The organism is Kitasatospora cinereorecta (assembly GCF_024172095.1).
Lineage (GTDB): Bacteria > Actinomycetota > Actinomycetes > Streptomycetales > Streptomycetaceae > Kitasatospora > Kitasatospora cinereorecta.
Genome location: NZ_JAMZDX010000003.1, coordinates 404,272 through 416,694, shown reverse-complemented (window position 1 = coordinate 416,694; position 12,423 = coordinate 404,272). Strand labels below are relative to the sequence as shown.

Sequence of the window (12,423 nt, the reverse complement as noted above, 5' to 3'; positions counted from 1 at the left end):
AAGCGGCCCGGGATCCGTCTGGTCCGTCAATTCGCCTGCTGGGCACAGTGGTCGGATGTATCTCATCCACGCGACCCTGCGCCTCGCGCCGGGCACCGGCGTCCCGGACGACCTGGGCCCGCGGATGCGCGCGCTGGCCGCTCCGCAGGACCGGTTGGAGCACGTCAGCGTGCACGCGGGGGCCCGCCCCGACCCGGTGGTCGGGCTGTACCTGGTCGCCGATTCGCTGCACGACGCGGAGGCGCGGGCCCGGACGCTGTGCCTGCGGACGGTGGCGGAGCTCCCCGGGCTGGCCGGCGCGGAGGTCGCTCTCGTCGGCGCGCCGCTGATCACCGAGTACCTGTGGGACGGCGGGTGAGCGGGCGCGCCGGGCGGCGGTGGACGGAACAGGCCAGGGACCGATCCGTCCAATCCGCCGGGGTTCCACCGGCGGCGGGGCCCCGGGAAGCTGTTGGCCGTCGGCGGGGCAGCCGCCGGCACCGGGCCCGAGTGGTCCTCCGCTTCCCCGCCCCGCGCAGTGAGGAGTACGCCATGTCTCGCTCCCGCCTCGTCCGGGCCGCCGCCGCGGTCCTCGCCGGTCTCGCGCTCGCCGGCGCCGCCCAGTCCACAGCCCAGGCCGCCGCCCGCACCACCGCCCGCACCGCCGCTCCGGCCGCTGTCGACGCACCCCGCACCGCACCCGCGTCCGCGATGGTCCACCCGTCCGTGCCCGGCCTGCCCGGCGATTACATCTGGCAGTGATCCTGCAGGAAATCCCCGGGCCGCCCGGCGGCCACCGCGGTCGGCCCGGACGGGAATCCAGCGACATTCCACAGAATCGGGGGAAAATGCAGCAGACCTCGGAGCGGCCGGCCGCGGCGGCCGGCGGCGAGAGTGCCAGACACCGTTTCGACCGGATGGACCGGCTCTCCGAACGCGAGCGCCAGGTCCTCGAACAGCTCGCCACCGGCGCCACCAACCACGCGATCGCCCGTACCCTGCACGTCACCGAGGGCACCGTGAAAGCCCACGTCGGGCGGATCCTGATGAAGCTCGACCTGGAGAGCCGGACGGCCGCCGCGGTCGCCGGGTTCGCCTTCCTGCACCGCTGCCCGGCCTGCCGGGCGAGTGAGGCAACCGGCTGATCCCGGCCCCTCTCCCGGCACTGCCGAAAAGGCTCTGCCCTTTCGGCATTCGCCGAAGGTCCAATAGTGCCGACCCGTCAGGACCGGCCATTCTTTTCACCAGAAGGCAACGCCCCGGAAAAACCGGGGGGCCTGAAGAGAAAAAGGAATGGCATACATGAACGCTCGCCTGAAGCTCGCCGGCGTCGCCCTGGTCGCCGGCACCGCCGTCCTCGCCATGCAGTCCCCGGCGCTCGCCGCGGCCACCGGCCACCCGATCGACGGCACCTGCTACGAGAGCGGCTCCTGGTTCCGCTCCAGCAACGTGCGGACCCTGAGCAGCGGCAGCACCTCGGTCCGGGTCTCCTTCTCCACCACGCCCAGCAAGGGCCTGGCCTTCTACATCAACAACTACAACACCGGCGCCGGCTACGCGACGATCTTCGCCCCGCCGACCGGCACCCAGACCCTGGCCAGCGGCCTGCGCGCCGGCACCCAGTTCCAGAACAACTTCCGCCTGCAGACCGCCGGCCACCAGGACAACTACAGCTTCTCCGGCTCCGAGACCTACTAGGACTCCTCTTGCCTTTCACCGCACGGCAGCGTCACGGGATGGCGGCGGTGCTCTTCGCCGCCGCCGTCCTGTGCACGTCCTGCTCCTCCTCCGGCCACCCCGCCCAGCAGCCCGACGCCATCACGGCGGACCAGACGGCGGTCGAGTACAAGGCCGAGGCCGCCCGCCTCGTCCTGTCGCCGGGCTGGTCCTGGCCCGCTGACCCGACCCCGACGGCCAAGGGCCCCGACGGCGCCCCGCAGCTGTACCAGCGCGGCTGGGGCACCACCCGGGCCGACACCTTCTGGTACTGCTCCTGGCAGCGCCGGTACCTCGACCCGGCGGTCGCGCCGACCGACCGCGACGCCGCGCTGTCCCAGCTCAAGAAGGTCCGGGACACCCACTTCTACCAGGCCGACCTGCTGCCGGCCGACCAGAAGATCCTCGACGAGGAGCTCTCCCACGCCGGCCTCGGCGACACCACCGACATGCAGAACAACGTGGACGTGAACTGCCCCGGCAAGGGCGAGCAGTGAACGCCGTCTCCCGCCGGACCCGGCTGCTGCTGGCGGCCGCCGCGGTGGCCGCCGGTGCGGCCGCCACCGCCTGGGCGCCCGCGGCGGGCCCGCAGGCCGCCGCGGGCCGTCCGGCCCGGGCCGCCGCCGGCGGGGACACCACCGAGGTCGTCCGCGGCGACGTCACGCAGATCGTCACCCTGGACGCGACGATCGCCCCGCTGCCGCTGCTCACCGTCGGCGCGGCCGGCAGCGGCCCGGTCCGGCACGCCGACCTGGCCGCCGGGACCGCGGTCCGCGCCGGGCAGGAGCTGTTCCGCACCGGCTCCGCGGCCGCGACCGCACCGGTCGGGGCGACCCTGACCCGGTGGCTGGTGCCGGACGGCGCCGAGGTCGCCGCGGGCGTCCCGGTCGCCGAACTCTCCTACCCCGGCTTCGGCGCCACCGCCGTCCTGCCGCCGGAGGCCGCCTACCGGATCCTCGGCGGCACCCTGACCGCCCGGGCCCTGATCACCTCCGGCCCCGGGCCGTTCGACTGCCCGATCGTCCAGGCCCCGGCCCGCGCCGGCGGCGACCAGGCCCAGCCCGCGGGCGCCCCCGGCGGCGCCGCGGTCGTCTGCGCCGTGCCCGCGGACGTCCGCGTCTTCGACGGCCTGACCGGCACCGTCGCGGTGCGCAGCGCCGAGGCCACCGGCGTCCTGCTGCTGCCCAAGGCGGCGGTGGCCGGCTCCGCCCAGCGCGGCGAGGTCACCGTGGTCGCCCCGGACGGCGCCCGGCAGGTGCGCGAGGTCGGGCTCGGCATCTCCGACGGCTCCCGGGTGGAGATCACCTCCGGGCTCGCCGAGCACGACCGGGTCGCCGCCACCGCCCCCGCGCTGACGGCGAGGCTGCCATGACGGCCGTCCTGGTGGCGGAGGACGTGCACAAGGGTGTGCAGCTGGCCTCCGGGCGCCGGCTCGACCTGGTGCGGGCGGTGAACCTGACCGTGGCGGCCGGCGAGTCGGTGGCCGTGGTCGGCCGCTCCGGCAGCGGCAAGTCCACCCTGCTGACCGTGCTCGGCCTGCTCTCACGACCCGACCGGGGCCGGATCACGGTGGCCGGCCGGGACACCGCCACGCTCGGCGACCGCCCGCTGTCGGCGCTGCGCAACGGCGCGATCGGCTTCGTCTTCCAGAACTACTCGCTGCTCGCCCACCTGGACGCGGCCGAGAACGTCGCCCTGCCGCTCAACCACGGTCCGCGCGTCCCCGGACGGGAAGTCCGCGCGCGGACCGCGGACGCGCTGGCCGCGGTCGGGCTCGCCGAGCGCGCCCGCAGCCGCCCGCGCCAGCTCTCCGGCGGCGAGCAGCAACGGGTGGCGATCGCCCGCGCGCTGGTCCGCGACCCCTCGCTGGTCCTGGCCGACGAGCCGACCGGCGCCCTGGACACCGCGACCGCCGACCGGGTCCTGGCGACCCTGACCGGGGTCACCGCCCGCCGGGGCGCCGCCCTGGTGGTGGTCACCCACGACCGCGAGGTCGCGATGCGGATGGACCGGGTGCTGCGGCTGGAGGACGGCGTCCTGGTGGAGGAACGGCAACCGGCCGCGCCGGCGGTCGGGGAACGGCGGTCGGCATGCGTCTGATCCTGGAAGCCCTGCGCGATCTGCGGGCCCACCGCGGCCGGACCCTGCTCAGCGCGGTCAGCCTCTTCGTCGCCGTGATCGCGGTGGTCGGCGTCTCCACCGTCGGCTCGGTGGTCCAGGACGTCTTCGTCGCCAACGCCGAGCAGCAGCACGGCCGCGCCGTCACCGTCGCCACCCGCCTCCCGCACCCGGTGGTGGCCCGCGGGCTGCCGGCCGTCCTGACCGCGCTCGACACGAACATCACCCGCGCCGGCGGCTCCTACCTGCTGATGTACCAGGACAACGCCCAGGTCGGCGCGGAGGGCGGGGCGCAGCCGCAGGTGGTGACGCTGTACTCCGGCACGCCGGGCGCCGTCCGGCGGCTGCCCGTCCTGCACGGCGGCTGGCCGGCGCCGGACCCGCAGACGTACCCCGGCGGACTCGTGCTCAACCAGGCGGCCGAGGCGCAGTACGGGGGAGTCGGCACGGAGCTCTCGGTCCAGCTCGGCCGGGCGTTCCCGGCGTACACGCAGCCGGTGGTGGGGGTGATCGCCGACGGGGTGGACGCTCCGGTGGTCTACCAGTCGCTGCTCGGCGCCCTCACCCTGCAGCCCGGGGTGCTGCCCGCCGACTGGTCGCCCGAACTCCACGTCCACGCCGACGGCGCGGGCGAGAGCGTGCTGCGCTCCGCCGTGCTCGCCGCGGCCGCCGACCTCGGCGCGCCGCCCACCGGGCTGGACGTACGCCGTGCCGACACCGTCGGCGGACTGCTGGCCAGCCTGCGCAGCACCCGCAGCGGCTTCCTCGCGGTCGCGGCGCTGACCCTGCTGGTCGCGGTGGTCGGCCTGCTCAACATCGGCTTCGCCACCGTCCGGGACCGCACCCGGGAGCTGACCCTGCGGCGGGCCACCGGCGCCACCCGCGGCCACGTCTTCCTGCTGGTGCTGCTGGCCTCGGTGCTGGTCGGACTGCTCACCGCACTCGCCGCCGTCCTGCTCGCGCTGGGCGCCGTGGACCTGGTCGTACCGCACCTGCTGGCCCGGGGCAGCGCGGTCCGGGCGCCCGCCTTCCCGGCCGAGGCCGCCCTGGTCGGCCTGGCCGCCGCCCTCGCCGCCGCACTGGCCGGCGGCGCCGCCCCCGCCCTCGCGGCCGCCCGGGTGGACATGGCGCAGGCGCTACGGGACTGACCTGCCGTCGGAGTCCTCCGGGCGGCGACTCAGTCCAGCGCGGCGGCGGTACGGCCGGGGCCGGTGCGGTCCGAATCGGCGCGGTCGGCCGTACCACTCCGGCGCGCCGTCAGTGCGAAGGCGGCCAACAGGACGGCGCCGGCGGCGAGTTCGGCCAGCCAGGGCAGCCACGGTCCGGCCGTGTAGCCGGCGGCGCGCCAGGCCCAGGGTTCCAGCAGGCAGGCGGCGGCGAGCGCGGCGCCGGCCGGCAGTGCCCGGCGCCGCGCCCACCAGTGGCCGAGCAGGCCGTACAGCGTGCCGGCGGCGACCGCGAGCGCCAGCCAGGGGGCGGCGAGGAGCAGCCAGCCGGGGAGGTTCTCGGCCACCCGGCTGCCGAGTGCGCTGCCCCGGCCGAGCGGGCCGGGGTGCTGGTCCACGAAGAGGAAGTGCCCGTAGAAGGCGGTCACGCAGACCACGTCGGTGACCACTCCGGCCGGCACCGCCCATCGGCGGCGTCCGCCGCCCTGCGCCCAGCCCGCGGCGAAGGCCAGCGCCAGCCACGGCGCCGCGTAGTTGCCCACCCAGAAGACGTGCGGCCGGGTCGGCGAGGGGAGCAGCGAGACGGCCCAGCCGAACAGCCCTCCCCCGAGCGCGGACACCGCCAAAGCCGCCAGGCGCCTCATCATGGCCACAACATAGCGAGCCGACCCGCCGCCCCGCGGGCCAACGGGCGATGTGGCCCGGATCGGGCGGCAGCGATCGGACGGCAGGGTTCGGGCGGCAGCCGACGCAAAGCCGCCCGCCACGCGGAGGTGGCGGGCGGCTCGGCAGGGGTCGGGGTCAGCCGGCGTGGGCGGCGGCAACCAGGTCGGGCAGGAGCTTGGCCGCGTTCGGGGTGCCGAGGCCGGTCACCGGGTCCCAGCCGGTGGTCGCCGGGTAGCCGGGCACCGACGGGTCGGCGGTGTTGTTGCCGAGGGTGATGTCGTAGAAGTCGGCCGCGTAGCTCGCCGGGTCGGCGGCCAGCCGGTAGAGCGCCGGGTTGATCGGACCGAGTCCGCCGCCGTTGATCTGGTCGGCGATGGCGACCAGGCCGGCCCACTCGGGGCAGGCGAGCGAGGTGCCGCCGATGTCGTACCAGCCGGCGCTGCACGGGGTGCCGCCGCAGTCGAGTCCGCCCTGGCCGTCGCGCGGCAGGGAGACGTAGACCAGGGCGCCGGTGCCGGAGCTGGCCTGCAGGGCAATGTCCGGGACGCCGCGCTTGGTACCGATCGGGGTGGAGCCGGCGGGCAGCTGGGACTGGTAGGCGGGACGGTCGAAGACCTGGCTGAAGCCGCCGCCGGAGAACGTCCAACCGACCTCGGCCGCACCGGGGTTGGCCTGGCACTTGGCGGGCTGGGAGGCGGAGTCGGCGGTCCGGCCGGAGGTGGCGTTCGGGTCGGTGCACAGGTAGGTGCCGCCGACGCCGGTGACCAGCGGGTCGGAGGCGGGCCACTCGACGGCCGGGTCGGGCAGCGTGGTGCCGCCCTTGCCGCCGACCGGGGTCTTCTTGGAGCCCATGGAGCCGTCGTCACCGGACGAGCCGAGGACGGTGACGCCGCCCGCCGCCGCCGACTTGTACGCGTGCCGGAGGTTCTCGATCGACTGGGCGCTGCCGAACGCGCCCTCCGCGGAGGCGAAGGACTGGGAGATCACGGTCGCCAGGTGGTGGTCGACCACGTACTGCTCGGCGTTCATCATCTGCGGGAAGCCCTGGACGCCGAGGGTCTCGGCGGTCGGGGTGGAGACCAGCAGGATGTTGGCCTTCGGCGCGATGGCGTGGGCGGTCTCCACGTCCAGCGCGACCTCCAGGGCCCAGGCGCTCTTGTCCTCCTGGCCGGGGCTCTTGGCCTTCTCCGGCGGGGCCTTGGTGTCGGGCGAGCCCTGGACGTGCAGCTCGCTGAAGGTCGGCAGGCCGGGCGCGCAGGTCACGCCCTCCTCACCGCACATCGGCTGCAGCCCGAAGGCCTGGTCGAAGACGTGCAGGTCGTGGGCCATGGTGTCGCTGCCGTAGGCGTCGACGATGGCGATGGTCTGGCCCGACCCGTCGAACCCGCCGGCGTACAGCGGGCCGAGGTTGTAGGCGGCGCGGACCGCCTGCGGGGCGAAGCAGCGGCGGCCGGCCGCGGCGCACTGCGCCTGGCTCGGCGGGGTCTCACCGGTGGAGACCTGGGCGTACTCGGCCACCGTCGGTCTGAGCAGCGGGTAACTCGTGGCGTTCGCACGGCCGGTGGGCGAGGCGAGCACACCGGTGGCGGCGAGGGCCAGGGTGCTCACCCCCGCGAGCAGCAGCCGACGCACGATGGGAGCCTTCAAGAGTCCTCCTTGAGGGTGGTCAGGGGACTTGCTGGCCCCAAAACCCGGCGCGGAGGTGCCGCACCGGGTACGAGGGGTACGCCCGGGGCTCGAGAGCCCCGGACGGCGGCGAGTGTAGAGAGCGGTCCGTGTGCCGCTCAATGGTCCGATCGCCCTCCCTCGCCCAAGAGTTGGTCAAATCCCGGCCAAGGGATCAGGGGGTGCGGCGGCGCAGGGTGGCCGCGCCGAGGGCGAGGGCGGCGAAGGCGCAGGCCCCGACCACGGCGAGGTCCAGCACGGTGCGGCCGGCCACGCCGGTGGTGGTGGTGAGCCGGCTCATCGCGTCCACCGCGTAGGACAGCGGCAGGACGTCGGAGATCCAGCGCAGCACCGTCGCCATGTCCTCGCGCGGTCCGAACAGTCCGCACAGCAGCAGTTGGGGCAGCAGGACGGCGGGCAGGAACTGCACCGCCTGGAACTCGGTCGAGGCGAACGCCGAGACCAGCAGGCCCAGCGCCATGCCGAGCAGCCCGTCGGCCACCGCCACGGCGAACACCGCCCAGGTCGGACCGGCGAGGTCGAGTCCGAGCACCCCGATGGTCAGCGCCGAGGCCAGGGCCGCCTGCACCAGGGCGACCACGCCGAAGGCGATCGCGTAGCCGAGCAGCAGGTCCAGCTTGCCGATCGGCATGGTCAGCAGCCGCTCCAGGGTGCCGCTGGTGCGCTCGCGCAGCATCGCCACCGAGGTGACCAGGAACATCACCATCAGCGGGAAGACGCCGAGCAGTTCGGGGCCGATCCGGTCGAAGGTGCCCGGCTGTGCGTCGAACATGTACTTCAGCAGCACCAGCAGCACGCAGGGGACGACCAGCAGCAGGGCGACCGTGCGCGGGTCGTGGCGCAGCTGGGCGAGGACGCGGCGGGCGGTGGCCAGGGTGCGGGTGAGGTTCATCGGGTGCTCTCCACCAGGTCGAGGAAGGCGCTGTCGATGTCGGCGGTGCCGGTCGACCGGAGCAGTTCGGCCGGGGTGTCGTCGGCCAGCAGCCGGCCCTCGCGCATCAGCAGCAGCCGGTCGCAGCGGGTGGCCTCGTCCATCACGTGGCTGGAGACCAGCAGGGTGGCGCCCTGGTCGGCGAGGCTGCGGAAGAGCCGCCACAGGTCCTGGCGCAGCACCGGGTCGAGCCCGACCGTGGGCTCGTCCAGGACCAGCAGTTCGGGGGTGCCGAGCAGCGCCGCCGCCAGTGACACCCGGGCTCGCTGCCCGCCGGACAGCCGGTCCGCCGTGTCCCGCTCGTGGCCCGCCAGTCCGACCTGGGCGATCACCCGGGCCGGGTCGGTGCGGGGGGCGCCGAGCACGGCTGCGAAGTAGTCCAGGTTCTCGATCACCGAGAGGTCGCCGTACACCGACGGCGCCTGGGTCACGTACCCGACCCGGTGCCGCAGCCCCGCGCCGCCGGCCGGCTCGCCGAGCACCTCCACCCGGCCGCCGGCGGTCCGCTGCACGCCGACGATCGCGCGCAGCAGCGTGCTCTTGCCGCATCCGCTCGGCCCGAGCAGGCCGGTGATCGAACCGCGCGCGACCTCCAGGTCGAGCCCGTGCAGGACGGTACGGCCGCCGCGGACGACGGTCAGCCCCTCGACCCGGACCGCGGGTGCGGCGGTCGCGGTGGCGGCGGGGGCGGCGGGCCCGGGACCCGCCGGTGAGGAATTCATCATGTGATGAGTTTTGCGCGACGCACGGGTGCCGGTCAAGGGGCGTGCGCGGCGTTTCACCGGCGGATCGGGGGACGCCGACTGCGGGCAGGCCCTACACGTCGGAGGCCGGACCGCCCTGCTCGATCTGCTGGATGAGGCGCTTCAGCTGGGCGACCTCCTCCTGGAGGGCGCGGCGGCCCGCCGGGGTCAGGGAGAGCCAGGTCCGGGCGCGCTTGCCCTCGTAGCCCTTCTCGATCTCCACCAGCCCGGCCTTCTCCAGGACGGTCAGGTGCTGGCTGAGATTTCCGGCCGTGAGGCCCAGCGCCGTGCGCAGGAAGCCGAACTCGACCCTGCGCGCCTGGTGGGCGACGGTGAGGATGCCGAGTCGGACGCGCTGGTGGACGACGTCGTCCAGGCCGATGGCGGGGTGCGGGTCGAGCTGATCGGTCATGACGCGGTACGCCGGCGGGGCAGCTCGGCCAGCGCGAAGCCGAGGGCACCCAGCAGGAGGAGCACACCGGGGACGCCGTAGCGGGGCACGGCCGACCAGGGCGAGGTGGACGGGATCCCTGACCAGCCGGTGGTGAGCGGCACCAGCTCGATGGCCAGGTACACCGCAGCGAGCAGCAGCAGGGCGCGGCTGCGCTCCACCCAGGCCAGCACCAACAGCGGCAGACCGACGGCCACGGCGTTCCCGATGAGCCGCTGGAGGATCGCGACCGCCTCCGAGCCGGGGTCGAGGTGCAGGCCCCAGAAGTCGAGCGGTTCGCCGGGCTTCGGCATCCCGTGGCGGACGGCCCAGAACGTGGTGGCGCTCACCACCCCGACCAGGACGATCCCGGTGACGACGTACGGACGGACCGGACTGCCGACCCCGCGCTCGCGGGAACGGCGGATGGAGAAGTACGCCGTCGCGGCGTAGGCGAGGGCGAGCCCGATCAGCCAGTAGAGCGGCGAGCCCTGCGCCACCTGGGTGCAGCCGCCCGCCGCGGCGTCGCCCGCCGGACAGGGGACGGTCTCGATCCTGAAGGTGAGGCGGCCGACCAGGATCCCGCCCAGCGTGAGCACCCCGAGCAGCAGCAGGGGGAACCAGGTGGCGCGCTGCGCGGCCCGGACCTTGCGGGTCAAGTCGCCGAGCCCGGACAGGACTTCACGAGGAGTGCCGAACGACGGCACCGAGGCATCTGTCATGCAGTCAGCTTTGCATTGCAAACCGATTGTGACAAGAGACCTGCGGGCCGAGTCCTGACGGTACGTCCGCTCAGGGGGCCGCCAGATAGAGCTGCACCGTCCGGCCCAGCAGCGGGAGGATCTCCTCCGGCGCGGCCGACGCCAGCGGCTCCGCCCCGATCACGTACCGGGCCATCGCCAGGCCGACGATCTGCGACATCACCAACTCGACCCGCAACTCCGGTTGATCGACATCGAGTTCGGCCGCCAACCGGCCCACCAGCTCGGTCACCATGAAGCCGCGGACCAGCGCCGCGACCTCCTCGCTCGCCGCCGCCGTCCGCAACAGCGCCAGCAGCCGGTCCCGCACCGCCGGCTGCTCCCACAGCCCCAGCACGAACGCCGCCACCCGCTCCCCGACCGTCGCCCGGTCCCCCGCCAGCACCCGCTCCACCACCACCCGCGGATCGATCGGGAACTCCAGCGCCGCCATGAACAGGCGGTCCTTGCTGCCGAAGTAGTGGTGCAACAGCGCCGCATCCACCCCCGCCGCCCGGGCGATCGCCCGCATGCTGGCCTTCTGGTACCCGCGCGCCCCGAACTCCGCCCGCGCCGCCGCCAACACGGCCCCCCGGGTGTCCTCACCCCCGGGCCGCCGACCGGTCCGCTTCTTCGCTACGGGCTGCTTCTCCTCACCACTCACGCGCCCATTGTCTCCAGCTACCTGCCGGTGACAATTTGCGCCGCAGCCTGCGGCGCAAATTATTACCGGCGAGTAGGTACCGCTTTGGCCGAGATCGAAGCGGCCGGCCCACGTCCGGGTGCACCGGGTGGTGGACACCGAACTCATCACCCACTACTGGCGGATCGGCCGCATCATTCTCGAGCGGCAGGCCCAGGAGCGGTGGGGCACCAAAGTCGTCGACCGACTCTCGCTGGATCTCCGCACCAGCTTTCCCGGCCAACGGGGCTACTCTCCCCGGTCGCTCCGGTACATGCAGCACATGGCTGCTGTCTGGCCCGAGGAAATTAGGCCACAAGCTGTGGCCCAATTGCCGTGGGGCCACATCCGGACCCTTCTCGACTCCCTGGACGACCGTCCGACCAGGGATTTCTACGCCCAGCAGGCAGTCCAGCACGGCTGGTCGCGCAACGTCCTGATCCATCACATCCAGACGGAGCTCCACCTCCGGCAGGCCCTCGCACTCAACAACGACAAGGTCCGCGACCCCGAGCGCGACGACCGGACGCTGGGCGTCCTGATCGCCGCGCACCGGGACGAGGAGGTGGCACCGCCCAGCCGCTCGCGGTGACGACGTACCAGACGCTCCCCGCCGAGATGCGGCCGCTGCTGCCCAGTCCGGAGCAGCTGTCGCGGGTCGCGCACGAGGTGCTGGTCAGGCACGCCGACGAGCGCTGAGCCCGCTCAGGCGTCACCGGCTTCGCGGGCCTCCAGGACGGCGGCGACGGCGGTTTCGACCGCGGGGCCGACGGTGTCCTTGTCGAGGCCGAGGCCGGCCAGGACGCCGTTCTCGTCCTCCTGTTCGAGGAGGGCGAGCAGGATGTGCTCGGTGCCGACGTAGTTGTGGCCGAGGCGGAGGGCCTCGCGGAAGGTGAGTTCGAGGACCTTCTTGGCGCCGGCGTCGAAGGGGATGAGGGCGGGGAGGTCGTCCTGGGGCTCGGGGAGCCGCTCGGTGGCGGCGGCGCGGACGGCGTCGAGGCTGACGCCCTGGCCGACGAGGGTGGCGGCGGCGAGCGCCTCCGGTTCGGCGAGCAGGCCGAGGACGAGGTGTTCGGTGCGGATCTCGGGGTGGCCACCGGCCCGGGCCTCCTCCTGGGAGGCGACGACGACCTGGCGGGCGCGGGTGGTGAAGCGGTTGAAGCCCTGGCTGGGGTCGAGGTCGTTGCCGCCGCCGGCCGGGTCCTTGGGGACGAAGCGCTTCTGGGCGGCCTGCCGGGTGACGCCCATGCTGCGGCCGATGTCGGTCCAGGAGGCGCCGGAGCGGCGGGCCTGGTCGACGAAGTGGCCGATGAGGTGGTCCGCGACGTCGCCGAGGTGTTCGGCGACGAGGACCGCGTTGGTGAGCTGGTCGAGCGCCTCGGGGTGGGTGTTCTTGATGCCGTCGATGAGGTCGTCGAGCCGGATCTGCGGGTTCTTGCCCGCGGAGTTCGCCATGTGTCAACCGTAGGTTGACACCCTCCGACTGTCAACCTCAGGTTGCGCCCGGATATCTCGGTCCCGCATCGAAACCGCCCTCCCCTACCGCCCTCCTACGCGCGTAGATAT

General features: G+C 74.0%; 17 protein-coding genes. 9 read left to right on the top strand and 8 right to left on the bottom strand.

What is annotated here, in order from left to right; translation table 11 throughout:
- Window positions 1-55 precede the first annotated feature (55 nt).
- From FHR36_RS15500 to FHR36_RS15465, 8 genes are all read left to right on the top strand, one after another.
- Window positions 56-358, top strand: coding sequence for a hypothetical protein (locus FHR36_RS15500; protein WP_253797747.1), 303 nt, complete (start codon window positions 56-58; stop codon window positions 356-358).
- A 173-nt stretch (window positions 359-531) separates the two neighbouring features.
- Window positions 532-741, top strand: a complete 210-nt coding sequence (locus FHR36_RS15495) for a hypothetical protein (protein ID WP_253797745.1) — start codon at window positions 532-534, stop codon at window positions 739-741.
- 86 nt (window positions 742-827) lie between these two features.
- Window positions 828-1,124: a response regulator transcription factor gene (locus FHR36_RS15490; protein WP_253797743.1), complete on the top strand. Its 297-nt coding sequence runs from the start codon at window positions 828-830 to the stop codon at window positions 1,122-1,124.
- A gap of 157 nt (window positions 1,125-1,281) precedes the next feature.
- Window positions 1,282-1,677 carry a hypothetical protein gene (locus FHR36_RS15485; protein ID WP_253797741.1) on the top strand — a complete coding sequence of 132 codons (396 nt, stop codon included), beginning with the start codon at window positions 1,282-1,284 and terminating at the stop codon, window positions 1,675-1,677.
- A gap of 38 nt (window positions 1,678-1,715) precedes the next feature.
- On the top strand, window positions 1,716-2,192 hold the full coding sequence (locus FHR36_RS15480) for a hypothetical protein (protein ID WP_253797734.1): 477 nt from the start codon (window positions 1,716-1,718) through the stop codon (window positions 2,190-2,192).
- The gene (locus FHR36_RS15475; RefSeq protein ID WP_253797731.1) at window positions 2,189-3,067 is read left to right on the top strand and encodes a permuted SH3 domain-containing protein; all 879 of its coding nucleotides are present in this window, start codon (window positions 2,189-2,191) and stop codon (window positions 3,065-3,067) included. Before FHR36_RS15480 ends, FHR36_RS15475 begins: the two co-directional genes overlap by 4 nt.
- A complete protein-coding gene (locus FHR36_RS15470) occupies window positions 3,064-3,795 on the top strand; it encodes an ABC transporter ATP-binding protein (RefSeq protein ID WP_253797730.1) in 732 nt (243 codons plus the stop codon). The genes FHR36_RS15475 and FHR36_RS15470 overlap by 4 nt, the downstream gene beginning before the upstream one ends.
- Entirely contained in the window at window positions 3,786-4,961 is a 1,176-nt protein-coding gene (locus tag FHR36_RS15465; protein ID WP_253797728.1) for an ABC transporter permease, read from the top strand. The genes FHR36_RS15470 and FHR36_RS15465 overlap by 10 nt, the downstream gene beginning before the upstream one ends.
- Window positions 4,962-4,990: 29 nt before the next feature.
- Here FHR36_RS15465 and FHR36_RS15460 read toward each other — a convergent pair whose 3' ends face one another.
- The 7 genes from FHR36_RS15460 to FHR36_RS15430 all read right to left on the bottom strand — a co-directional run bounded on the left by FHR36_RS15460 (window position 4,991) and on the right by FHR36_RS15430 (window position 10,839).
- Entirely contained in the window at window positions 4,991-5,626 is a 636-nt protein-coding gene (locus FHR36_RS15460; RefSeq protein ID WP_253797726.1) for a DUF6518 family protein, read from the bottom strand.
- Between the two features lie 154 nt (window positions 5,627-5,780).
- Window positions 5,781-7,292: a S53 family peptidase gene (locus FHR36_RS15455; protein ID WP_253797724.1), complete on the bottom strand. Its 1,512-nt coding sequence runs from the start codon at window positions 7,290-7,292 to the stop codon at window positions 5,781-5,783.
- A 193-nt stretch (window positions 7,293-7,485) separates the two neighbouring features.
- On the bottom strand, window positions 7,486-8,223 hold the full coding sequence (locus FHR36_RS15450; protein WP_253797722.1) for an ABC transporter permease: 738 nt from the start codon (window positions 8,221-8,223) through the stop codon (window positions 7,486-7,488).
- Window positions 8,220-8,987, bottom strand: coding sequence for an ABC transporter ATP-binding protein (locus FHR36_RS15445; RefSeq protein ID WP_253797714.1), 768 nt, complete (start codon window positions 8,985-8,987; stop codon window positions 8,220-8,222). Before FHR36_RS15445 ends, FHR36_RS15450 begins: the two co-directional genes overlap by 4 nt.
- A 91-nt stretch (window positions 8,988-9,078) precedes the next feature.
- Complete coding sequence (locus FHR36_RS15440) at window positions 9,079-9,417, bottom strand: winged helix-turn-helix domain-containing protein (protein WP_253797712.1); 339 nt, start codon at window positions 9,415-9,417, stop codon at window positions 9,079-9,081.
- Window positions 9,414-10,157 carry a hypothetical protein gene (locus tag FHR36_RS15435; RefSeq protein ID WP_253797710.1) on the bottom strand — a complete coding sequence of 248 codons (744 nt, stop codon included), beginning with the start codon at window positions 10,155-10,157 and terminating at the stop codon, window positions 9,414-9,416. Before FHR36_RS15435 ends, FHR36_RS15440 begins: the two co-directional genes overlap by 4 nt.
- A gap of 70 nt (window positions 10,158-10,227) precedes the next feature.
- Window positions 10,228-10,839 carry a TetR/AcrR family transcriptional regulator gene (locus FHR36_RS15430; RefSeq protein WP_253797702.1) on the bottom strand — a complete coding sequence of 204 codons (612 nt, stop codon included), beginning with the start codon at window positions 10,837-10,839 and terminating at the stop codon, window positions 10,228-10,230.
- A gap of 118 nt (window positions 10,840-10,957) precedes the next feature.
- Here FHR36_RS15430 and FHR36_RS15425 point away from each other — a divergent pair, with 118 nt between their 5' ends.
- Window positions 10,958-11,449 carry a DUF1016 N-terminal domain-containing protein gene (locus tag FHR36_RS15425; protein WP_407660831.1) on the top strand — a complete coding sequence of 164 codons (492 nt, stop codon included), beginning with the start codon at window positions 10,958-10,960 and terminating at the stop codon, window positions 11,447-11,449.
- A 113-nt stretch (window positions 11,450-11,562) separates the two neighbouring features.
- Here FHR36_RS15425 and FHR36_RS15420 read toward each other — a convergent pair whose 3' ends face one another.
- The gene (locus tag FHR36_RS15420) at window positions 11,563-12,312 is read right to left on the bottom strand and encodes a Clp protease N-terminal domain-containing protein (RefSeq protein ID WP_253797698.1); all 750 of its coding nucleotides are present in this window, start codon (window positions 12,310-12,312) and stop codon (window positions 11,563-11,565) included.
- Between the last annotated feature and the right edge of the window lie 111 nt (window positions 12,313-12,423).

Coding starts and splice junctions, on each gene's coding strand:
- FHR36_RS15500 (WP_253797747.1), top strand. CDS start 56: ATGTATCTCATCCACGCGACCCTGCGCCTCGCGCCGGGCACCGGCGTC.
- FHR36_RS15495 (WP_253797745.1), top strand. CDS start 532: ATGTCTCGCTCCCGCCTCGTCCGGGCCGCCGCCGCGGTCCTCGCCGGT.
- FHR36_RS15490 (WP_253797743.1), top strand. CDS start 828: ATGCAGCAGACCTCGGAGCGGCCGGCCGCGGCGGCCGGCGGCGAGAGT.
- FHR36_RS15485 (WP_253797741.1), top strand. CDS start 1,282: ATGAACGCTCGCCTGAAGCTCGCCGGCGTCGCCCTGGTCGCCGGCACC.
- FHR36_RS15480 (WP_253797734.1), top strand. CDS start 1,716: ATGGCGGCGGTGCTCTTCGCCGCCGCCGTCCTGTGCACGTCCTGCTCC.
- FHR36_RS15470 (WP_253797730.1), top strand. CDS start 3,064: ATGACGGCCGTCCTGGTGGCGGAGGACGTGCACAAGGGTGTGCAGCTG.
- FHR36_RS15465 (WP_253797728.1), top strand. CDS start 3,786: ATGCGTCTGATCCTGGAAGCCCTGCGCGATCTGCGGGCCCACCGCGGC.
- FHR36_RS15460 (WP_253797726.1), bottom strand. CDS start 5,626: ATGATGAGGCGCCTGGCGGCTTTGGCGGTGTCCGCGCTCGGGGGAGGG.
- FHR36_RS15450 (WP_253797722.1), bottom strand. CDS start 8,223: ATGAACCTCACCCGCACCCTGGCCACCGCCCGCCGCGTCCTCGCCCAG.
- FHR36_RS15445 (WP_253797714.1), bottom strand. CDS start 8,987: ATGATGAATTCCTCACCGGCGGGTCCCGGGCCCGCCGCCCCCGCCGCC.
- FHR36_RS15440 (WP_253797712.1), bottom strand. CDS start 9,417: ATGACCGATCAGCTCGACCCGCACCCCGCCATCGGCCTGGACGACGTC.
- FHR36_RS15435 (WP_253797710.1), bottom strand. CDS start 10,157: ATGACAGATGCCTCGGTGCCGTCGTTCGGCACTCCTCGTGAAGTCCTG.
- FHR36_RS15420 (WP_253797698.1), bottom strand. CDS start 12,312: ATGGCGAACTCCGCGGGCAAGAACCCGCAGATCCGGCTCGACGACCTC.